A 19,545-nucleotide genomic window follows, 5' to 3' on the forward strand; every position below is an offset into this window, starting at 1 on the left:
CGTGCCGCTTGAATGGCCTTCTCCCGCCGCGCCGTCACCGAGGCGCCGGCACCGAGATGTCGCGGGATCCCGATGGCATGGAGGCCGTAATGACTTCACCAGACAATTTCCCGCCCTACGAAGACCTGGCCGCCTCCAACCCTCTGCGCACGCAGGAGGAGTACGACGAGGACGAGCTGGGAGAGGATGTCCTGGACCGAGGTTACTCACCCGCCAACACACCCCTCGCCGTCAACGACTGGGGTGTCACTGCGACGGAGGGCGCCTCCCACGAGGACCTCGCGCATCGGCTCAGGCGCGAGGTGCCGGAAGTCAGCGCATCGGACGCGGGTGATGGTCTGGGCGACACGATCGGCACGGACGGAGAGCTCATCGACGACCAGGTCGGCGACGTGCGCGCGGGACGCCTCCTCAGCTGGGACACGGACGTTGTTGCCGCAGGATACGACGGCGACGACTACTGGGCGCGGGACGTGGGCATCGACAACGGTGCCGCCCCCGCCGAGGAAGCGGCTGTCCACGTGGTGCCTGACACCCAAGAGGACTCCTGAGCAACCGCCGGCCCCCGGCGGTTCTTGACGCCTTGCTCTAGCCGCAACAGTGGAGTTCGTCGGCGACGGCGAACGTGCCGACGGCGACAAGGCCACCGTCGCGCGGGCGCACGTCGTCGCCGCGGGACCGTTCGACTGAGCGCTAGCCGGGCTCGGGTTCGTCGTGGATGGTCAGTGCTCCGGCGAGGTCGAGGTCGGCGACAGTGCCGTGTGCCCCGGCGCGGACGAGCAGCACTGCGCCGAGCGCGGTGCTCCAGAACGTCCTGGCCTCCACGTCGAGCGGTCGACGGGCCCTCCAGCCGCGACCGTCGATGAGCTGGCTCACGAAGCGCTCGGATTGCCGGAACAGCAACTGGAGGTGCTGGTCGACCACGGGGGCGAGTTCGGGCTTGGAGATCCCGGCGGCGAGTGCTCGCGCGACCGATGGGAGCGAGGGCATGGCCAGTACGGCGCGGGCGATGTTGCGCCGAAATGTCGCCGCATCGGGGGCTTGGCGACCGATGCGCTCAATCCGTCGGGCGTCGTGCAGCAAGCCGAGAAAGGCGGCGTGCACGAGCAGAGAGTCCTTGGAGCCGAAGTAGTACGTGACCTGATTGGGGAAGACGCCTGCCGCGTTCGCGATCTCTGCGACGCTCACCTCAGCGCCGGGCCGCTCCTTGCAGAGCTGTGCAGTTGCCTCAATCAGCCGACGCCTCGTCGCGCGACCGCGGTCACGTGAGCGAGTCGACGTTGACCGAGCTTCAGTTCGCTTCTTCTCCACGCCTGAATTGTATGTGATACAACAATGCCTGTCTGCTTGTATCGCATACAAGAAAGGTCGAAGGGCATGCACCGGACTGAAGTCGTCGTGACCGGACTCGGCGCGATCACACCGCTCGGTGGAGACGTGGAGTCCACCTGGACAGCCCTGCTCGCCGGCGAGTCCGGCATCCGCTGCGGCGTCCTGCGAGGCCAAGAGGACACCGGCCTTCCCGACACCGTCGCGGGGACGATGGCGATCGACCCCGCCGAGTCGCTACTGCCGGTGCAGGCCAGGCGGCTCGACCGCTCGCAGCAGGCAGCCCTCACCGCGGCGGCGGAAGCCTGGGCCGATGCCGGTGCCCCGCGGGTCGACCCGGACCGGCTCGCATCATCGATCGGCACGGGTATCGGGGGCGTGCGGACGCTGCTGAAGGAAGACGACGTGCTGGAGACGGCCGGGACGCGGCGCGTCTCCCCACGCACGGTCCCGATGCTCATGCCCAATGCGGCGGCGGCGCTGATCAGCATCGAATACGGTGCAAGGGCCGGTGTCTACACGCCCGTCTCGGCATGCTCCTCCGGTGCCGAGGCAATCGCCCTGGGAGCCAGGCTCATCCGTGCCGGCGAGGCGGACGTGGTCATCGCGGGCGGGACCGAGGCCGCGATCACAGCGATCACCGTCGCCGGCTTCGCCCAGGCGCAAGCACTGTCGCGTCACACCGCTGAACCCGCCTCAGCGTCCCGGCCGTTCGCCGCGGACCGCAGCGGATTCGTCCTCAGTGAAGGCGCCGCTGTCGTGGTGCTCGAAAGCGCCGAGCACGCCAGCGCCCGAGGCGCGCGCGTCCACGCGGTGCTCGCGGGTGCCGGCATCGCCGCAGACGCTCACCACATCACGGCGCCCGCTGCCGACGGGTCCGGTCAGATATCGGCCATGCGGAAGGCCCTCGCGCAAGCTGGATTGGCTCCTGAGCAGATCAGCCATATCAACGCCCACGCCACCGGAACGCCTGTCGGCGACGTCGCCGAGGCGCACGCGATCAGGGAGGTCTTCGGCCGCGCCACCGTAACGGCCCCCAAGGCGGCGCTTGGTCATCTCTTTGGCGCGGCGGGTGCGATCGAGGCGCTCATCACCGTCCTCAGCGTGGAGCACGGCGTCATCCCGCCGACTCGCAACCTCACCGCGGCCGGCGTCGGACCCGACATCGATCTCGATGTCGTCGCAGAGCGACGAGACGTCCCACAGGAGGCCGTGCTCAGCAACTCCTTCGGCTTCGGTGGGCAGAATGTCTCACTCATTGTCACCGGCGCACGGCACCACGCGTCCCGTACGGCCTCGACCACACCATGACCCACGCGAACGCACCATTGTCCGTGGAGGGTCGCCGCCGGTGAACCGGCACCGGCGACACGGCGGACTCGGCTTGATTGATCGAAGCTCGACGCAACACCATCAGCCGAGTGCGATACCAGTCGACGTGGTCACATGCATTGAGGCGATGCGGCGTGCCACAAGTGGTCGGCCCCTCGCATCGCCTACGAGCTCGCCGTCGACGGGATTGCGGTCTCGCGCCGCACGGTCACCCGCCACCTGGCCGCCCTCGGTCTGAACCGAAGGAAGTTCATCGACCCCAACGGCGAGACCGACCGAGAGCTGCGGACGACCACTGCTCGACGGCCCGGGCACATGGTGCACGTCGACGTGAAGAAGACCGGCCGGATCCCCGACGGTGGTGGCTGGCGTATCCACGGTCGCGGAAGTCAACAGGCAAAGGCAGTCGAGCGCCGCAAGGGCAAGAGCGAGCGCGGCGGCCACGTGTACCTCCATTCCGCCATCGACGGGTATTCCAGCCTCGCCTACACCGAAGAACTCCCTGACGAGAAGGCGGCCACTGCCGTCGCGTTCCTCCGCCGGGCGCGAGTCTGGTTCGCTGCCCACGGCATCACCCACATCGAGCGAGTCGTGACCGACAACGGTGCCTGCTACAGGGCTGACGCATTCGCTCGAGCCCTGCTCGGGTCACACCACCAGCGGATCACCCTGTACACGCCTCGACATAACGGGAAGGTCGAGAGATACAACCGCATCCTTGCCGAGGAGTTCCTCTACGCCCGCGCTTGGGTATCCGAAGACCAGCGTAGAGAAGCACTCGCGATCTGGAACACCCACTACAACTTCCACCGCCCCCACAGCACCGCTGATGGAGGACCTCCTGCGTCGCGGCTACGCCAAGGCGTCAGTAATGTCCTGGCCTCCTACAGCTAGGGAGCAGGGGCGAGTCCGAACTGCCCGGACCGGAGGGGCGCTGAGCCAGGGGCATTCCCGCCTCGCTCAGCGCCGTGCGAGATTCGAGGAGGAAGCCCTCCCGCATCGCCGCACCCTCTACGCCGCCGCCTGGCGCATGACCCGCCACGCAGCAGACGCTGAAGACCTGGTCCAGGAGGCGCACGCGCGCGTACGCGTCGTTCGACCAGTTTCGACCAGGCACGGACTTCGCGGCCTGGATGAAGAAGATCATGGTCGATCAGTGCATATCTACCCGCCGCAGAGAGCAGTGCAGACCGCACCTGTGCTTTTCCTCCGAGGTCGGAGACCAGCAGTTGGCGCGTCTTGGCGCCTACGCTCCCGAAGTGTCGAAGTCGGCCACGGCAGACGCGCTGGAACGCGTCTCTCCTACCGCGAAATCGCGGAAACGATGGGGACCCCTGTGGGCACGGCACCGTGATGTCGCGCATCCACAGGGGACGCCGGCAGTTCCGTTGGCTGCTGCCGCAGTACACGCCCGGGCTGCGCACAGAGTGACCGCCCGCCACCGGTGTGTAAGGTCGCAGGCCTCCGCGGCCGGCCTGCTCACCAGCCAGTCGCGACAGTACGGGAAAGCGCGCCCCACGCCGCGCGCGAGTCGCTCGTCGAAATACGCCGGAAACCCCGTCCGTGAAATCCCGGGACGGTCGCACGGTGAAGGAGAAAACAGCGACTTCGCGTAGACGGCCTGTAGATGGTCTCGTGATTGGCTTGTCCGCGGAAGATGACCTGGGGATTGAGAACCATGCACTCTACGGATGTCAGAAAAACGTGCCGCTCGGTTCCGGATGGACATGCCGGAACCAGCGGCAGCGCCACGGCAGCGGGGCCCGCCACGGGACGAGGGCAACTCGACCCGGAGTCCGCCGCCTGGGTGGACGCGCTCGACTGCGGCCGTGGGCCGCAGTACGAGCAGGCCTGCACGCGGCTGCACGAACTGCTGGTGCGGATGGCCATGGACGAAGCGTTCCGCCGGGGTCCTCGTTACCTGATTGCCGGGCCCGAGCTGAACGATCTCGCCCACCAGGCGGCCGCCGACGCACTGATGAGGATCACTCACAAAATCCGGGAATTTCGAGGCGACGCCAGGTTCACCACATGGGCGTTCCGATTTGTCGTACTTGAAGTGTCCAGCAAGCTGGGCCGCCATTTCTGGCGTGTTTCGAATACCCGGTTCGACTTGGACGAATGGGCGCAAGTGCCCGACCGCTCCGGTACCGACCCCGTCAGCAACTGGCAGGCGCGAGAGTTGGTCGAAGCCACGCGCGACGCAGTCGAGACAGCACTGAGCACCCACCAGAGGCAGGTCTTCACCGCCGTCGTCAACGGGATCCCTCTGGAAACGCTCGCCAGTGAGCTGGACACGAACCGCAACGCGCTCTACAAGACGATGTTCGACGCCCGTAAGAAACTGCGAGCTCAGCTGATAGCCAGCGGACATCTCAGCGCCGTGGGCTGATGCAGAGGCGACGACGTCGGCCCGGGCAGCGCTGACCAGGGGACCGGCACCGCAGCCGCACATGTCCCGGCGGGCCGGCAGTCGTCCCCCGGGGACGGACAAGAGACTGCGTCGCCAGGACCTCGCCTTCCCGAAGGGCCGGAGGTAAGAAATCGCCCCCCTCGGGCGCTCACCTCCGAAGGGGCCCACAGGGGCCGCCCCGCACTGACAAGGACGGCGAGCATGGCGTTCATCTCGCGCGGTTTCCACGGCCGAAGGCCGTCGGCAGGCACGAAGCTGCCGCCCGGGCAGTACGAGACGACCGGCTTCCCGGTGCTGTCCGCCGGGCCCACCCCCCGCATCCGGCAAGACGACTGGAAGCTGTCCGTGACCACGGAAGCCGGGAAGCAACACGTGTGGGACTGGGCAGGCCTGATGGCACTCCCGGCGGAGTCACCGACCGTCGACCTGCACTGTGTGACGAAGTGGTCGAAGTTCGGCACCGAATGGCGCGGCGTGTCCCTTGACGTTCTGCTCGCGGACGTGGAGACGGCCGCAGAGCACGTACTCGTCACCTCGTACGGGGGCTACACCACGAACATCCCCCTCGCCGACCTGGTCGACGGCAAAGCCTGGATCGCCTACGGCTACGGGGGCAGCGATCTGGCACCCGAACACGGTGGCCCCGCTCGGCTGCTGGTCCCGCACCTGTACTTGTGGAAGTCCGCGAAGTGGGTGCGCGGGATCGAGCTGCGGCAGAGCGACGTGCCCGGCTTCTGGGAGAGCGCCGGCTATCACAACTACGGAGACCCATGGCGAGAACAGCGGTACCAGGGAGACTAGGTGACCGACTCCGGTGGCGGACCGCCGAGGTAACGGGCCGGCGCGTGGAGTCGGCGACGGCCGTCACTCTGACACTGGACCTGCCGGACTGGCCCGGGCACCTGGCCGGCCAGCATGTGGACGTCAGGCTGACCGCAGAAGACGGCTACAGCACCCAGCGCAGCTACTCGATCGCCTCAGCCCCCAACGGCGGAGGTCTCGACCTGACGGTTCAGCGCACGCCCGGCGGGGAAGTGTCGCCGTACCTCGTGGACGAGCTCGTGCCCGGGGACCAGCTAGAGCTGCGCGGGCCTGTAGGCGGCTGGTTCGTCTGGAGGCAGCAGCAGACAGAGCCGGTTCTCCTGGTAGCGGGCGGATCGGGACTCGTGCCTCTGATGTGCATGATCCGCGTGCGGGAGGGAGTCGGCAGCCGGGCCCCGTTCCGGCTGCTGTACGCAGTGCGGACCCCGTCGGACGTGCTGTACCGCTCGGAGCTCCGCAAGGGGGCGCCGGGGCTGGATACGACGTACCTCTACAGCAGAGAGGCCCCCGCGGACTCACCGCGCCCGCCGGGGCGCATCGCTCCTGAGGACTTGGTCCGCGGCGGCTGGCCCCCCGACTTCGAGCCGACCTGCTATGTCTGCGGGCCCACGGCGTTCGTCGAGAAGACAGCTGCCTACCTGGTGCTCCTGGGACATGCACCCGAGCGAGTACGTACCGAGCGCTTCGGCGACAGTGGAGGTTGAGATGGCGTCCGCAGAGGTCGGCGGCCCAGATGCGGACGGTACCCATGCCGGGTATGTCGACGGAAACGCACTCGCAGGGCCCCTGTCCGAGGTCTTCGCCGTTGATGTGACCGCCGCGACGAGCCGATGCTCCAACTGCGGCTGCACAGGTCCCCTCGCTCGCCTGCACGTGTACAGGCACGCACCGGGCCTCGTCGCGCGCTGCCGGCAGTGCGGGAGAGTCGTGCTGCGTACGACGCGCACGAGGGACGGGGTCTGGCTCGACATGAGCGGCGCGGCCTCCCTGACAATTCCATTGGGGGAGGCCTGAGTTCCCACGAACGCGCTCGTGGAGCTGCGAACGTGGGCTCAGCTGCGAGCGAAGGATGCGATGTGGTCCAGGGCCATGTCCAGCGCCACGGCCATCGGCTCGGAGCTGCGAGCGTTCTGTGCAAGCACGTAACCACCCTGCAGGGCAGCCAGCAGACCAGTACCCAGGCGTTGCGGGTCCGCGTCCTCGGCGAGTACGCCGAGGACGCGGAGCCGGGTCAGCGTTTCGACGAGCATCCACCGCCAGGCATCGAATGATGCGTTGAGCGCTTGGCGGGACTGCTCATCGTTGTCGGACAGCTCAATCGACATCGCGCCCAGCGCGCACCCGTACGAGCCGTCCTGCAGTGAGTTGGCCTGTACCAGGGCGTCACGCCAGCGACGCAGACCGGTGAGGGTCTTCACGCCGCGCAGGCGCTGTTCCTCGCGGGCGAGGACGAACTTCGACTGCACGTCGATCACGGCGTGGATCAGCGCGGGTTTGCCCTCGAAGTGGTTGTACAACTGGGACTTACTGGTGCTGCTGGCCAGCCGGACGTCATCGAGGGTGGTGGCGTTGACGCCCTTGACGTAGAACAGCTTGGCTGCCGAATCAACGATCCGTGAACGGGTCTCCAGGCCGCGTGGCGTGCGGCGTGTACCGCTGGTTCCGGGCACGGTGTCTCCCTCGGGCATGTCACTCACTCGTGCAGCTTGACCGCGGAGTGCGTTCAACCGCGGTGACCTCGTTTTCCAGGCGGACACTGGGCCGGATCAGCTGTGGCACTACTGCGAGCATATAGGCCGGTCGGTGAGAGATGACGTCCTTGCGAACCTTCACGTAGGCGTCGGTGGCGTCGATGAACTGTGTTGCGGCGGTCATGTCAGCGGAACCCTCTCCTCACCTAGTATTGGACTAAATCGTCCACTTACGTCGATCGATCGCACCCGGGCTGACCTGACTCGAGTCGGCTTGAACTCGCTCGCTTCGACCGGTCGAATGGCTCACGGCATAGCCCTCACGTGCCTCTGACCTACGTATTTACTGATCCGATGCGACATTGACCCGCTTGTATCCAGCGCGGTCGACTTGGCTCGCCTGAGTAGGGTTGGCGTTGGAGGTTCTGGTCTGTATAGTCCTTCATATGCGGTGCCCCGGTTGGGAAGAGATCCGGAACTCGGGGCCGACGGAGTCGCCCCCTCGCAATGCAGGTCACCAGGCGTCCGGCGCAACCGACGCCATCGGCCAGATTGCGGCCGGCGCAGGTAAGGCCCGGGGCTCCGAAGCACTGCGAGCCCGACTCGGGCTCGACGACTACTCACACCCCGACCGGAGGTCGGTTCGCCGTGTCACGACTGAACGTTCCCCCGCAAGAGGATGTCCCCGCCGGCGCGCAGCGGATACTCGACAACGTTGGTGCGCAGCTCGGCTTCGTCCCGAACATGTTCAAGACCATCGCGTCGAACCCGACCGTTCTCGAGGTCGTCACGACTCTTCAAGGCGCCTTGAGCCGGGTCCTCGATGCGAGGACGCGGCACAGCATCGCGCTGGCCGTGTCGCAAGCCAACGGTTGCAGCTACTGCCTGGCGATGCACACCTACGTCGCGACCGAATTCGGCGGGATGTCGGACGACGACATCGAGCTCGGCCGCGTCGGGAGCTCGGTCGATCCCAAACGCGCCGCGGCCGCTCGCTTTGCGCAGCGGGTGGTCGAGAGCCGCGGGCGGGTCAGCGACGCCGAGCTCGCGGGGGTGCGGGGCGCCGGGTACACCGACCCGCAGATCCTGGCGATCGTCGCGGTGATAGTGCAATTCCTGCTCACCAACTTCATCAACAACGTCAACCAGACCGAACTCGACATCCCCGCCGTCGGCTCGGTCGATACGACCGTGGCCCAGTGAACCCGCACCCGGAGCCGACGGCGCCCGGCGCGGCACGCGAGAGCGCGATCGAGCATGTGTTCCGCTCTTGGCAGCAAGTTGTGCCGGCCGAGGACGCGGACAAGACAGCCGACCTCTACGCGGCGGACGGCGTCATCGAAACACCCACGGCCGTGCTTTTGTCGGGAGACATGGGCTGAGCTCTGGCGGGGCCCAGGGCCGCGAGTCGATCCGTGCCTTCTCCGCCGGCAACTTCGCCGCCCGTCGCCGCGAAGGAGTCTTCGAGAACTGGGTGGCGTACCGGGACCTACCTCACCGACGGGCATCAGTTGATCCGGGAGTACCCCAGCCGGGAAACCCTCACCGACCCAACGACCATTCAGGAAAGGCTCGACATGCCAGGCTCCGAACTCTATGAGAAGTTCATGGCGCTGCACACCCGCGACGGTGGCCTCGTCATGCCGAACGCCTGGGACGGCCTCTCGGCGCTGATGCTGGCCGATGCCGGCTTCGAGGCGATCGCGACATCATCGGCGGCACTCGCCGCCACCCTCGGCCGGGCCGACGGACGTCACGAAGTCACCCGCGAAGAGCACCTCGAGCATGCGCGGCTGCTCGGCCGACTCACCGGGCTGCCCGTCAACGGAGACTTCGAGGACGGCTACGGCGACACGCCCGAAGACGTCGCCGCGACCGTGGAAGCCGCCGTCGAGTCCGGCCTGGCCGGTATCGGGATCGAAGACACCTCGGGCAATCCCGATCAGCCCATCCGCGACTTCGACGAGGCAGTCAACCGCATACGCAGCGCCGTCGACGCGGCCAAGGGCCGCATCGTCGTCACCGGCCGCACCGACAACTTCATCCAGGGGCGGCCCGATCTCGACGACACCATCCGGCGCCTGACGGCCTTCGCCGACGCCGGGGCCGATGTGCTCTACGCGCCATACCCACCCGACCTCGACGCACTCGTCGCAATCGTCACCGCCGTCGCGCCGACACCGGTCAACGTCCTCATCTCGCCGGCGGACAAGGTGCTGACCGTCGCTGAACTGCAGAAGGCCGGGGTCAAGCGCATCAGCGTGGGGCCGGCGCTCTACACCCACGCGATGGAGGCACTCGAACAGGCCACCAAGGCTCTCGTCGTGGGTGACCTCACCGCCGCGACGACAGGAATCGGCTTCGAGCGCATCAGCGACCTGCTTGCCCGCGGCACGAACTAGCTCAAACCCTGCGAACGGCCGTTCCTCACCCACTCATCGCAAGAAGAAGGCAGATTGACATGAATCTCGACAAGCTTATGAGCAAGCACCTCACCAGGTACTTCGACCCCAGCAAGACCATTCCGGAGGAGACCCTTCAGCAGCTGCTGAGGTTCCTGCGCTCCACGCCGTCATCGGTGAACGTACAGCCCAACCACTTCTACGTCCTCGCCACGCCCGAAGGCAAAGAGCGACTCGCCGACAACCTGGGCGAACGATTCCAGGACAACGCCGAGAAGATCCTGAACGCGTCGCACACCATCATCCTCACCACCCGGGCAGATGTGCCTGACAGCCACCTCGAGGCGGTGTTCACGAAGGAGAGGACTGACGGTCGGTTCCCTGACCCGTCAAAGCAGGAGCTGTGGGAATCAATGACCCGAGACTTCCTCAACCTGCGCAACTACGGCTACAAGGACCTGAACCACTGGATGGAGAAGCAGACCTACATGGCGGTGGGCCTGACCATGATGGCGGCCGCTGAGCTCGGCGTCGAGGCCACGCCGCTGGAGGGGTTCGACCCGACCAGTGTCGACAAGGCGTTCAAGATCCGCGAGACCGGACACAGCACGACGGTGCTGCTGGCCCTCGGCTACCCCGACCCGGAGAAGGTGTACACCACGCCGATCTCGCGATTCGACGCCGACCAGCTGTTCACCTTCATCTGAACACCCACCCGGAAACCAAAACCGAGAACACATAGAGCTCGTCACACGATCTTGTCGAGGTTGTCGGCGTGCGCCGCGACCGTTCGTGGCGGCCATGCGGGAGATGCCACCTTGTGCCTTGGCCGGGCGGTCAGGGCACTCGGATCGACAGAGGAGTTGATCACCTTGGACGGACAGGAGCTGCAGAAGATCGCGGGCGACTGCACTGTGGGACTGCCCGGCGTCGACCTGGAGCATCGTTTCGGCCCCGACTGGAAGGTCTACAAGGTGCGCGGCAAGGTCTTCATGCTCATGACGGACATGCCGGGGCGCCCCGTCGTGATCCTGAAAGCTGATCCGGACGACGCCGCAGCCCTGCGGGAGCAGTACGCAGACATCACCCCCGGCTATCACATGAACAAGAAACACTGGATTACGGCGGAAGGCGGGGGCACCATCGACGAGAAGCTGGTGAAGGAGCTCGTGACCGACTCCTACCGTCTCGTGGTCGGCGGGCTTCCCAAGCCGGAGCAGCCCGTGGATCCGCGCACCTACGGCCGCCGCGCCTGACCTGCGTCATGCCCATCGGCGGCGAGAAGCTCCAGGACAGAGCGCGCGACACGGCACTGGTGCTGCCCGGGGTCAGTCACGCGCGCCCGTTCACCGAGCAACTGGACGTCTACGAGGTGGCGGGCAAGGCCTTCCTGATCGTCACGGACGACCCGGGACGAACGCATCGTCACCCTCAAGGCAGAACGGAAGTACGGGCGGCTGCTGCGACACGAGGTGCTGGGTACGAAGGTTCGGTTGGTAGGCCCGGGGTGATCGATGGGCGTCCCCCCGAAGGGGCGTGGCGGGCGGACGTCCTGGCGAGCGGCAGACCGACAACTCGTACGCACTTGCTGTGCGAGGGCTCAGCGAATGTCTCCCGCGCCAACCGGGCTCCCCGCCCCTGACGAGCCGTCAACCACCCTTCGTATGCGTCGGTGACCGTGTTCCGCGCGACATGGATCTGCGCGAGCACTCGTGACGACGGCAGCGTGGTGCCCGGTGTCAGCCTCCCGCCCCGTACGGCCTGGCACAGCGCCTGTTCAAGGCGGGTCCGTGCGCCCCGACCCAAGGTCCAGGTGCAGATTTATTCCACGATTGGCCCAGTGAGTCACTCTTCAAATGGACCGCATGTCAGGGCCATTGACTGCATAGGCTCGACACCAATGCGGCTGAGACCACGAGCGATGTCCGTAGGGGATCCGGAGGTCGACACTGCTGCCTGTTTCGGGTTTCCGGCCCGTACCGCCCGGTCGGCCGGACTGAGTGAGAGGACAAAGATCTACAGTGAAGGCGTGCGGAGTATCAGGGGCCGAGAAGGAAGTCGCCCTGCTGGAGTTGCCCGAACCGCCCTCTCCCGGGCCCGGTCAGATCCTGGTGGCGGTTGAGGCGGCCGGGGTCGGCCCGTGGGACCAACTGCTGAACGGCGCCGGCTGGGACGTGGGGCTGCGCCCCCCGGCGGCGCTGGGAGTGGAGGGCGCGGGTAAGGTGCTGGCCGTCGGCGCAGGCGTCACCGGGTTTGCCGTAAGCGACCGGGTGCTCGCACACGAGGCCCCGCTGCCCGGGGGAAGCGGCTTCTGGGCCGAACGCGTTCTGATCAACGCGGATCACGCGGCAGCCTGCCCACCCGGGCTGGACGCCGTGCACGCGGCGGCGCTGCCGGTCAACGGACTCACCGCGTTGCAGGCCCTGGAGAAGCTGGACCCCGGCCGGGGACAGCGGCTCCTGATCACCAACGGAGGCGGGGCCACCGGAGCCCTGGCCATCCAGCTCGCCGCGGCCAAGGGCATCGAGGTGACCGCGACCGCGTCCGCTGCCGCTACCGAGCGCCTGCTCGGTCTGGGAGCGAGGGAGGTCGTCGACTACCACGACCCGAACTGGCCGGCCACGGTACGCGGCGGGTTCGACGCCGCCCTCATCATCGCCACCGGCACGGCGGACGCCGCCCTGCCTCTGGTGCGCGACGGCGGCCGACTGTGCTCCCTGACCTCGGACGCGCCTCCGGAGGCACGAGGCATCACGAGTTGGGACCTCTACGTAGAGCCCAACGCGGCGCAGCTTGTCCAGCTGGCGGAGCAGGCCGCCGCGGGAACCTTGAAACTCGCCCCGGAACCCCTGCCGCTGAGCGAGGGACCGGCTGCGTTCGCCCGAGTGGTTACCGGACGGGCCGGCGGTAAGAAGATCGTGCTCACCCGAGCATGACCCGACCGGGCACCGCCCGATCCCGAAGCTGGGCCACGGTGCCAGCCTGGCGCTATCGAGAAGCCGTGCACGGTGCCCTTGATTCTGCTCCGGTCTCGAGCTCGGCGGCCGGCTTCAGCTTTCGACGACTCTCGATCAGGCATATGGCCTGCGGTTTCCCATGACAGAGCAGGAAGTGTGAGGGAGGCCGGGAAAGTGCGTTGTCGACAAATGAGCCACTTGGGGTGATCCTGAGATCTCAAGTTCTCGATGGAGCCGGCAGCCGGCTCTCGCCGAAGCGGGAGAAACCACTGTGCTTCCCTGGAGCTGCGACACATTCGTGGCCATGGCCGACAGCGTGCCCGGAGGGCACGTCATGCTGGCCAAGAACAGCGACCGCCCTGTGTCCGACACACAACCACTGCGCTTCCAACCGCGCCGCACCGCACAGGCCGGTGCCACTCTGCGGCTGGCACATGTCGGGATTGACGATGTCGAGGAGTCCTACGCGCACCTGGGCGGCTCGCCCTACTGGTGCTGGGGGCACGAAGAGGGCCTCAACGAATGGGGTGTGGCCATAGGCAACGAGGCCATGTTCACCAGGGACTGGGCGGCCACGGTCTCCGCGGTCAAGGGCGGCGCCGCCCGGGACGGCGGCATCCTCGGCATGGAACTTGTGCGCCTGGGCCTGGAGCGGGGCCGCACGGCCCGGGAGGCACTCGACGTCATCTGCTCGCTGGTGCAGCGCTACGGGCAGTGGGGCTCCGGCGTCGTGGGGCAGCCGCCGGAAACAGGGGGGTACGACAACTCCTTCCTCATCGCCGACGCCCAGGAAGCGTGGGTGCTGGAGACCAGCGGTCACCGCTGGGCCGCCAAACAGGTCACCACGGGGACGTACGCCATCTCCAACCAGCCGACCATCCGCACCGAGTGGGACCGCGCCAGCGGCGACCTTGTCGAGCACGCGGTGGATTCCGGCTGGTGGGAGTCCGCGCCGGGGCGACCCTTCGACTTCGCTCGCGCCTACGTCGACCCTGGAACGCCTCTGCAGCTGTCCCACATCCGACTCCAGCGCTCACGCCAACTCCTCGGCGAGGCGGTGGAGGCCGGCGGGGTCGGAGTCAGTGAGGCCCAGCGGGTGCTGCGCGACCACTACGAGGACACCTTCCTGGGCGGCCCGTACTTCAACGCGGCGCTGCCAGACTTCCTGAGTCTGTGCATGCACTCCCACCCGTCGGACTTCACCTGGGGCAACACGGCCGGCTCGGCGGTGTTCGTGCTGCCGAAGAGCGGGGAGGGGCTGCCCCACCTGTGGTGGACGCCGCTGACGCCGTGCACCGGTGTGTACCTGCCGGTGTTCGTGGACGCCGGCAGGGTGCCCGAGATCTTCTCGGCGGCGGGGACGGCCGGCGTCCGGGAGTGTCCCCCCGAGCATGCGCCGGTGGACACGTATGACGAAGGGTCCTACTGGTGGCGCTTCCGCCACCTGCTCGACGTGGTCAAGGGCGGCGAGCAGGCGTGGACCTTCAACGAGAACCAGCCCATCGTGCGCCGGGCGTTCGACACCCTGGAACGGCAGTGGGCGGCCGAACTCCCGCAGGTGGAGAAGGACGCGCTCGCACTGCGCGGGCGGGGAGAGCACAGCGCCATGGCGGATCTCCTGGCCGACTACACCGAGTCGTGCGCGCAGAGGGCACTGGAGGTCCTCGACCGTCTCGTCGCCCAGCTGTCCGGCTGAGGGGCGTGCCGTGGCGCGGACAACCCTTGACAAGCCAGTCCGGGGGTCCGCATGCTACCGGCCTGAAATCAAATCTGAGATCTCAAGTACCGGATCGAGGAGTCATGGACCGTCCGGAAACCGTTCACATCCGCAGCAATGGGCAGGTCACCCTGCCCATGCCGGTCCGCCGTGCGGCCGAACTGCACGAGGGTGACGTCCTGGAGGTCGTCCTCCAAGACGATGGAACGATCCTGCTGCGCCCGGTCGCGGTCCTCGACCGCCTGCAGGCGGACCTTGTCTACCGGGTCGGGGACCAGTCCGTGCCGGAGCTTGCCGAGGACGACATCAGGGAACGGGCCCGCGGGCTGGTCCGACGCCGTCGGCTTCCGGTCACCACCGGGCGTGCGCTCGACGCACTGGTGGAGCGCTACCAGCGCGGTGACCTGACCCAGCGGGCGTTCATCAACGAGGCACTGATGCTGGGCCTGCCCTCGGCGTCGATCACGGCGCTGCTTTCGGGCATCGACCCAACCCCCGCCGAAGAGCCTCGCGCGCCCGCCGTGGCCGAGGAGGCACCGCAGGCGGCCGTACGAATCGCCCAGGCGTACCACTCGCTGCTGTATCTGCCGCTGTACATCGCCCATGACGTCGGATTCTTCGCGGACGAGGGGGTACGGGTCGAGATCACCACCGCCGGCGGCGGCACCGAGGCCTGGTCCGCGGTGGAGGCCGGCATCGCCGACTATTCCGTCCACGATCCGGTGTTCACCGTCCGAGCCTTCGAGCAGGGGATCGAGGACGCGGTCGTGGTCGGCAGCATCTGCAACGGGCAGGCCATCCTGGCGCTGGCCGCGGACCCGGCCGTGGAGGCCACCGACGACCCGCGTGTCTTCAGCACGCGCACCATCGCCGGGCGCACCGTCGCCACCCAGCCCCAGCCCGACTCGCAGTGGGCCCTGCTGCGCTACCTTCAGTTCCTTTACCAGGCGGGCCCCGAGTCTTCCTACCGCGGCCTCCAGGTGCCGATCGGCAGGGAGCCGGACCCCGTTCTGGCCGGGCAGGCTGACATCTGCCTCGCCTTTCCGCCACAGGCGGACGTGGCCATGTCGAAGGGCCTGCACGAGGTCTTGGACTTCTCCAGCTTTTTGGGCCCGTACCTGCTGTCAGCGCTGGCTACGCGACGTGGCACCGTGCAGGACAAGCCCGCACAGCACAAAGCGGTGATCACCGCGCTGGAGAAAGCCTGCCAGTACGCCCATGCCTTCCCGGACGAAGCGGTCCGGGTGGCTCAACTGGAATTCACCGACGTCGACCCGAAAGTGATCGAGAGCGCTACACGGCGCTGCCTGTCGCGCAACTTCCTGCCGCCCCATATCGCGGTGGATCGCGAGGCCTGGCAGGAGAACGGCGTTCTCAACAAGTTCGTCGGTACCACTCAGCGATACCACTCATCGGCCGAACTGGTCGACAACGAGATGGGTCTTCACGTCTATCGCACGCTCGGCAATCTCCGCCTCGTGTGGGACGGCCCCCGCCCCATCGGGAAACCGGTCGCCACAACAGGAGCGTGATCCGACGGACGTGAGGTGAGTCCGGCACAGCACGCCGGACTCACCAGACAGCAATCACCCGTGCCCGAGGAAAGCTGCAGCGTGAGCATACTAGAGAAGTTCAGAGGACCGACCACATCGATCGACGACCAGATCGAGAGCTTCGCGATCAACCGGGTGCCCGCGCATCTGCGGTGGCCCATACCCGCCATCAGCCTCGTGCTGCTCGGCAACGCCACCGCGATGTTCTTCTTCTCCTTCGGTGCCCAACAGGCATTCCTCGTGGGATGGCCCGGAATGCTTGCCCCGATCTCCTACTTCTTCTTCGGCGCCGTGGGCATCGGCATGCTCACCATGCGCATGGCGAGCCGGGAAGGCCTGTCGCAGAACCTGCTCAGCAGGGGTCTCGGCTTCGGCAGCCGCGGCGCGGCGGTCACCTCGTTCATCTACGCCGTCAACTACGTCTACTACTTCCTCTTCGAGGGAACGATCGTCTCGCACGCGATCGCGAGATATTTCAAGATCGACATCAACTCTGTCGGCGGCATCGCCATCTTCGCCGTGGTGGGCCTGGTCACCCTGCTGGTGGTCCGACGCGGCATGCACGCCATGTCGTTCCTCCAGTCCTGGGGCTTCCCACTGTTCCTGATCCTGCTCGGCTGGGGCCTGTTCAAGATGTTCACGGCTCACACCCCGGTCGGCGCGGGCGGCTGGCACGCCACCGGCGCCACGGGCAGCGCGGCGATGTGGAGCGCGTTCAGCCTGGCCAACGGCCAGATGATCTTCCAGGGCCTGATGGCGACCGACTACGGGCGTTTCGCCTCCCGCAACGTCCGCTACCGCGGCACTGCCGCCATCATGCTCGGTGAACTCATCCCGATGTTCGCAGTGATCTTCGTGGGTGCTTTCATCGGCGTCACGCTGCTGAACGAACTGCACGGACCGCACGCGCAGTCCAACGCCCAGGATCCGGGCTTCATGTTCGTATACCTCATGGGCGGGGTGGGTGTCGTCTTCGCCGTCATCACCCAGATCCGCATCAACGTCATGAACCTGTACGGCGGTTCCATCGCGCTCTCGTCCGGATTCGACGTCGCCGCCAACTTCCGCCCCGGCCGCCAGTACTGGACGTACCTGGTCTGGATCCTGGGTGTCGTCTTCTACGCGTTCAACGTCATCGACCACCTGGACACGTTTCTGGCGATCACGGGCGTCCTCACCAACACCTGGGTTCTGATCATCCTCGCCGACTACTTCGTGTGCCGCCGATGGATGAAACTCGGCCGGCCGGAGAACATCGAGTTCGAACCGCACGAGGTGCGGTCCTGGAACCCCTGCGGTCTCGCCTCACTCGCACTGGCGGTGCTGGTCGGCACGCTGGGCATCGTCGGTGTCTATCCGGTGTACTACGCGTCGTTCATCTCGATGTTGCTCGGCCCCGTCCTGCATGTCGCGTTCACCGCCGCGACCAGGGGCCGCTACTACAAGCCCGTCCAGGCGGACGGGGCCTCGGCGCAGCTGCACAGCGCCCTGTCATAGATACTGGAGAGGTCTCCTGTTGACGTCTTCCCCTGCTTCAGCTGGGGGAGACGTCAAAGCGCGGTTCACCCCTCGCTCGCACGCCGCTGTCCGCGAGCAGGTCGCCGGGCGGTGGGGTGCCGGCGCATGTCGAGGAAGCAGCGCCGCCGGACGTGGGGTTGTCCCGGTTCCCGGGTCGTGCGCTCCGCCGAGGTTGCCGCCCACATCGACGCCAGTGCCGCTTGGAACGTGAATGCCGTCTGGTCGTCGGCGGCTGCACCATCCACCATGACCAGACCGGGCTCCGACACGAATACCTCGTTGATCGCATCCACGACCCCTACGACGTGCCCCCTGGATGGGGGTCCTTCCGACGGCAAGGATTCATCCGACCGGGGAGCCGGTGGTTCGGGCGTCAGGGTGCCGGTGCTGGCCGCGGCGGCGGGTGAGGGGGCGATGATGAGGACGTCGTCGCCGGTGGCTGCGGGCCCGGGGGTGCGGTGGGAAGCCCGCGGGGGGTGGTGCGCCGGGTGCCCCGGCTGCGCGGGCACGACTCGATGGATGCCCTGGACCCTCGCTCCGTAGCGGTCGCGCGGCTTCTTGGCTCACCGGTGTTCCTCGTTCCGCGCCGGAGCCCGCGCCCTGCCGGCCAGCGAACACCGGTCTGGCGACGACCTCCGCGCCTGGCATGTCCGCAGCGCCCACCGTTTGCGCCGGCTGACATGCCGGCCATGCCGGCCGGGATCGTCGGCCGGCTGCGCACTGGTTGGCAGCTGCCAAGCCAACCCCGGGACTTCACGCCTGCCGATTGGTTAGCCGCCGACAATCCCGTAGCGCTCTTGAACCAGCCGCAGGTGCGTCCACGAGCGCAAGCCGACGACGCCGTCCATCGTCCCGATCCGGTCGAGCACGGCGATGGTGTCCTCGACCGAGGTGGTCACGATGGTGCCCACGGCGTCCGCGGTTCCGAGCGTCAGGGCCAGGAAGTCGACGGCGCCGATCTCCTTGATCTGGTGGAGAACGTCCTGCGCCGTCTCTTCGAGGTCGAGGGCGAAGCCGGTCATGAAGGAGCGGCCGAGCTTGGTCGGGTTCACCAGGGTGACGATCCGGATGACGCCCATGTCGAGCAGGTTGCGGACGCGTGCCCGAGTGGCCGCCGCTGACAGACCGACGTGCGCCGCGAGGTCGGCGTAACTGGTGCGGCCGTCGGCGCGGAGAAGATCGACCAGCGTGCGGTCGAGGTGGTCGACAGCGGGATCCGTGCCGACGGCGTCCCTCGGAGGAGGCAAGTGCGGCTCCATGACCACATCGGTGTAGACGAGCGTCTCGATGCGAGTGACGCCCTCGACGCCGCGGAGGCGGTCGACGACATTCCCAAGCCGGTGCAGGTCGGTGGTCCTGATCTCCGCGACGACGCCGGCACCTCCTGAGACGATGGAAACGAACACTGTCTCGTCCTGGTCGGCGAGCATGCGGGCGACATCGTCGCGGCGCGCCCCGGTCACGCTGACAGAGAGATGGGCGTTGGCGTGGATGCCGTCGAACTCGGGTCGGACGGTGGCCACCACGCGCAACACGCCGTCTTCGAAGAGCCGCAGCACGCGCGATCGGACGGCCTTGCGGGACAGGCCTACCCGCCCGGCGAGCGACTCGAAGGAGGCGCGGCCGTCCTCGCGCAGGGCCTCAACGAGCTCGAGGTCGGTTTCGGTCAGGTTCACCGGGCTCAGGGTAGCGAATCGGATGCGGTGAGACCGTTCAGCAATCAAAACGGGCGTTGACGATGAGCTACCGGATACATATCGTTTGAGCCGCTCGCGCTTGGCGAGTCATTCGGACCAACAGCCGGGGCCTCC

At 67.2% G+C, this 19,545-nt stretch carries 21 protein-coding genes and 1 pseudogene; 16 read left to right on the plus strand and 6 right to left on the minus strand.

Features of this window, described 5'->3' with window-relative positions; all coding sequences use genetic code 11:
* Positions 1 to 89: 89 nt before the first annotated feature.
* Entirely contained in the window at positions 90 to 551 is a 462-nt protein-coding gene (locus BZY54_RS10450) for a DUF5709 domain-containing protein (protein WP_086724798.1), read from the plus strand.
* Positions 552 to 693: 142 nt separating this feature from the next.
* Here BZY54_RS10450 and BZY54_RS10455 read toward each other — a convergent pair whose 3' ends face one another.
* On the minus strand, positions 694 to 1,311 hold the full coding sequence (locus BZY54_RS10455) for a TetR/AcrR family transcriptional regulator (protein WP_086724800.1): 618 nt from the start codon (positions 1,309 to 1,311) through the stop codon (positions 694 to 696).
* 66 nt (positions 1,312 to 1,377) lie between these two features.
* Between BZY54_RS10455 and BZY54_RS10460 the strand changes: the two genes are divergently transcribed.
* The 6 genes and pseudogenes from BZY54_RS10460 (at position 1,378) to BZY54_RS53015 (ending at position 6,910) form a co-directional block, all read left to right on the plus strand.
* A complete protein-coding gene (locus BZY54_RS10460) occupies positions 1,378 to 2,640 on the plus strand; it encodes a beta-ketoacyl-[acyl-carrier-protein] synthase family protein (RefSeq protein ID WP_086724802.1) in 1,263 nt (420 codons plus the stop codon).
* A pseudogene (locus BZY54_RS10465) lies at positions 2,637 to 3,555 on the plus strand (IS481 family transposase). The gene BZY54_RS10460 and the pseudogene BZY54_RS10465 overlap by 4 nt, the downstream one beginning before the upstream one ends.
* Positions 3,556 to 4,468: 913 nt before the next feature.
* Positions 4,469 to 5,053, plus strand: coding sequence for a sigma-70 family RNA polymerase sigma factor (locus BZY54_RS10475; RefSeq protein ID WP_086724803.1), 585 nt, complete (start codon positions 4,469 to 4,471; stop codon positions 5,051 to 5,053).
* Between the two features lie 222 nt (positions 5,054 to 5,275).
* Positions 5,276 to 5,875 (plus strand): sulfite oxidase-like oxidoreductase, encoded by a 600-nt coding sequence (locus BZY54_RS10480; protein WP_086724805.1) that lies wholly within the window; start codon positions 5,276 to 5,278, stop codon positions 5,873 to 5,875.
* The gene (locus BZY54_RS10485) at positions 5,845 to 6,600 is read left to right on the plus strand and encodes a ferredoxin reductase (protein ID WP_086724807.1); all 756 of its coding nucleotides are present in this window, start codon (positions 5,845 to 5,847) and stop codon (positions 6,598 to 6,600) included. The genes BZY54_RS10480 and BZY54_RS10485 overlap by 31 nt, the downstream gene beginning before the upstream one ends.
* Before the next feature lies 1 nt (position 6,601).
* Positions 6,602 to 6,910: a DUF6510 family protein gene (locus BZY54_RS53015; protein ID WP_086724809.1), complete on the plus strand. Its 309-nt coding sequence runs from the start codon at positions 6,602 to 6,604 to the stop codon at positions 6,908 to 6,910.
* A 38-nt stretch (positions 6,911 to 6,948) separates the two neighbouring features.
* Here the strand turns inward: BZY54_RS53015 and BZY54_RS10495 are convergent, their stop codons facing one another.
* Both BZY54_RS10495 and BZY54_RS10500 read right to left on the minus strand, forming a co-directional pair.
* The gene (locus BZY54_RS10495; RefSeq protein WP_244217080.1) at positions 6,949 to 7,566 is read right to left on the minus strand and encodes a TetR/AcrR family transcriptional regulator; all 618 of its coding nucleotides are present in this window, start codon (positions 7,564 to 7,566) and stop codon (positions 6,949 to 6,951) included.
* 19 nt (positions 7,567 to 7,585) lie between these two features.
* Positions 7,586 to 7,771 (minus strand): hypothetical protein, encoded by a 186-nt coding sequence (locus tag BZY54_RS10500; protein ID WP_086724813.1) that lies wholly within the window; start codon positions 7,769 to 7,771, stop codon positions 7,586 to 7,588.
* Positions 7,772 to 8,235: 464 nt separating this feature from the next.
* Here BZY54_RS10500 and BZY54_RS10505 point away from each other — a divergent pair, with 464 nt between their 5' ends.
* The 5 genes from BZY54_RS10505 to BZY54_RS10525 all read left to right on the plus strand — a co-directional run bounded on the left by BZY54_RS10505 (position 8,236) and on the right by BZY54_RS10525 (position 11,245).
* On the plus strand, positions 8,236 to 8,790 hold the full coding sequence (locus BZY54_RS10505; protein ID WP_086724815.1) for a carboxymuconolactone decarboxylase family protein: 555 nt from the start codon (positions 8,236 to 8,238) through the stop codon (positions 8,788 to 8,790).
* Entirely contained in the window at positions 8,787 to 8,969 is a 183-nt protein-coding gene (locus BZY54_RS10510; protein ID WP_086724817.1) for a hypothetical protein, read from the plus strand. The genes BZY54_RS10505 and BZY54_RS10510 overlap by 4 nt, the downstream gene beginning before the upstream one ends.
* A 129-nt stretch (positions 8,970 to 9,098) precedes the next feature.
* The gene (locus BZY54_RS10515; protein WP_244217081.1) at positions 9,099 to 9,989 is read left to right on the plus strand and encodes an isocitrate lyase/PEP mutase family protein; all 891 of its coding nucleotides are present in this window, start codon (positions 9,099 to 9,101) and stop codon (positions 9,987 to 9,989) included.
* Positions 9,990 to 10,048: 59 nt separating this feature from the next.
* The gene (locus BZY54_RS10520) at positions 10,049 to 10,696 is read left to right on the plus strand and encodes a nitroreductase family protein (protein WP_086724821.1); all 648 of its coding nucleotides are present in this window, start codon (positions 10,049 to 10,051) and stop codon (positions 10,694 to 10,696) included.
* A 165-nt stretch (positions 10,697 to 10,861) separates the two neighbouring features.
* Entirely contained in the window at positions 10,862 to 11,245 is a 384-nt protein-coding gene (locus BZY54_RS10525) for an MmcQ/YjbR family DNA-binding protein (RefSeq protein ID WP_086724848.1), read from the plus strand.
* 175 nt (positions 11,246 to 11,420) lie between these two features.
* Here the strand turns inward: BZY54_RS10525 and BZY54_RS55335 are convergent, their stop codons facing one another.
* Positions 11,421 to 11,795 carry a GntR family transcriptional regulator gene (locus BZY54_RS55335; RefSeq protein WP_244217082.1) on the minus strand — a complete coding sequence of 125 codons (375 nt, stop codon included), beginning with the start codon at positions 11,793 to 11,795 and terminating at the stop codon, positions 11,421 to 11,423.
* A gap of 215 nt (positions 11,796 to 12,010) precedes the next feature.
* Between BZY54_RS55335 and BZY54_RS10540 the strand changes: the two genes are divergently transcribed.
* The 4 genes from BZY54_RS10540 to BZY54_RS10555 all read left to right on the plus strand — a co-directional run bounded on the left by BZY54_RS10540 (position 12,011) and on the right by BZY54_RS10555 (position 17,713).
* On the plus strand, positions 12,011 to 12,925 hold the full coding sequence (locus BZY54_RS10540; protein WP_158103835.1) for an NADP-dependent oxidoreductase: 915 nt from the start codon (positions 12,011 to 12,013) through the stop codon (positions 12,923 to 12,925).
* Positions 12,926 to 13,250: 325 nt separating this feature from the next.
* Positions 13,251 to 14,642 carry a C69 family dipeptidase gene (locus tag BZY54_RS10545; protein ID WP_086724826.1) on the plus strand — a complete coding sequence of 464 codons (1,392 nt, stop codon included), beginning with the start codon at positions 13,251 to 13,253 and terminating at the stop codon, positions 14,640 to 14,642.
* Positions 14,643 to 14,746: 104 nt separating this feature from the next.
* On the plus strand, positions 14,747 to 16,195 hold the full coding sequence (locus BZY54_RS10550) for an ABC transporter substrate-binding protein (RefSeq protein ID WP_086724828.1): 1,449 nt from the start codon (positions 14,747 to 14,749) through the stop codon (positions 16,193 to 16,195).
* 81 nt (positions 16,196 to 16,276) lie between these two features.
* Positions 16,277 to 17,713 (plus strand): purine-cytosine permease family protein, encoded by a 1,437-nt coding sequence (locus tag BZY54_RS10555; protein ID WP_086724830.1) that lies wholly within the window; start codon positions 16,277 to 16,279, stop codon positions 17,711 to 17,713.
* 65 nt (positions 17,714 to 17,778) lie between these two features.
* Here BZY54_RS10555 and BZY54_RS55020 read toward each other — a convergent pair whose 3' ends face one another.
* Both BZY54_RS55020 and BZY54_RS10565 read right to left on the minus strand, forming a co-directional pair.
* The gene (locus tag BZY54_RS55020) at positions 17,779 to 18,243 is read right to left on the minus strand and encodes a DUF6207 family protein (protein ID WP_341868679.1); all 465 of its coding nucleotides are present in this window, start codon (positions 18,241 to 18,243) and stop codon (positions 17,779 to 17,781) included.
* 261 nt (positions 18,244 to 18,504) lie between these two features.
* On the minus strand, positions 18,505 to 19,410 hold the full coding sequence (locus tag BZY54_RS10565; RefSeq protein WP_158103836.1) for an Lrp/AsnC family transcriptional regulator: 906 nt from the start codon (positions 19,408 to 19,410) through the stop codon (positions 18,505 to 18,507).
* Positions 19,411 to 19,545: the final 135 nt, after the last annotated feature.

This window comes from Streptomyces carpinensis, from assembly GCF_002154505.1.
Lineage (GTDB): Bacteria > Actinomycetota > Actinomycetes > Streptomycetales > Streptomycetaceae > Streptomyces > Streptomyces carpinensis.

What these genes read in the sequence shown, in the direction of transcription:
- BZY54_RS10450 (WP_086724798.1), top strand. Translation starts at nt 90, where the DNA reads ATGACTTCACCAGACAATTTCCCGCCCTACGAAGACCTGGCCGCCTCC.
- BZY54_RS10460 (WP_086724802.1), top strand. Translation starts at nt 1,378, where the DNA reads ATGCACCGGACTGAAGTCGTCGTGACCGGACTCGGCGCGATCACACCG.
- BZY54_RS10480 (WP_086724805.1), top strand. Translation starts at nt 5,276, where the DNA reads ATGGCGTTCATCTCGCGCGGTTTCCACGGCCGAAGGCCGTCGGCAGGC.
- BZY54_RS10485 (WP_086724807.1), top strand. Translation starts at nt 5,845, where the DNA reads ATGGCGAGAACAGCGGTACCAGGGAGACTAGGTGACCGACTCCGGTGG.
- BZY54_RS53015 (WP_086724809.1), top strand. Translation starts at nt 6,602, where the DNA reads ATGGCGTCCGCAGAGGTCGGCGGCCCAGATGCGGACGGTACCCATGCC.
- BZY54_RS10500 (WP_086724813.1), bottom strand. Translation starts at nt 7,771, where the DNA reads ATGACCGCCGCAACACAGTTCATCGACGCCACCGACGCCTACGTGAAG.
- BZY54_RS10520 (WP_086724821.1), top strand. Translation starts at nt 10,049, where the DNA reads ATGAATCTCGACAAGCTTATGAGCAAGCACCTCACCAGGTACTTCGAC.
- BZY54_RS10545 (WP_086724826.1), top strand. Translation starts at nt 13,251, where the DNA reads ATGGCCGACAGCGTGCCCGGAGGGCACGTCATGCTGGCCAAGAACAGC.
- BZY54_RS10550 (WP_086724828.1), top strand. Translation starts at nt 14,747, where the DNA reads ATGGACCGTCCGGAAACCGTTCACATCCGCAGCAATGGGCAGGTCACC.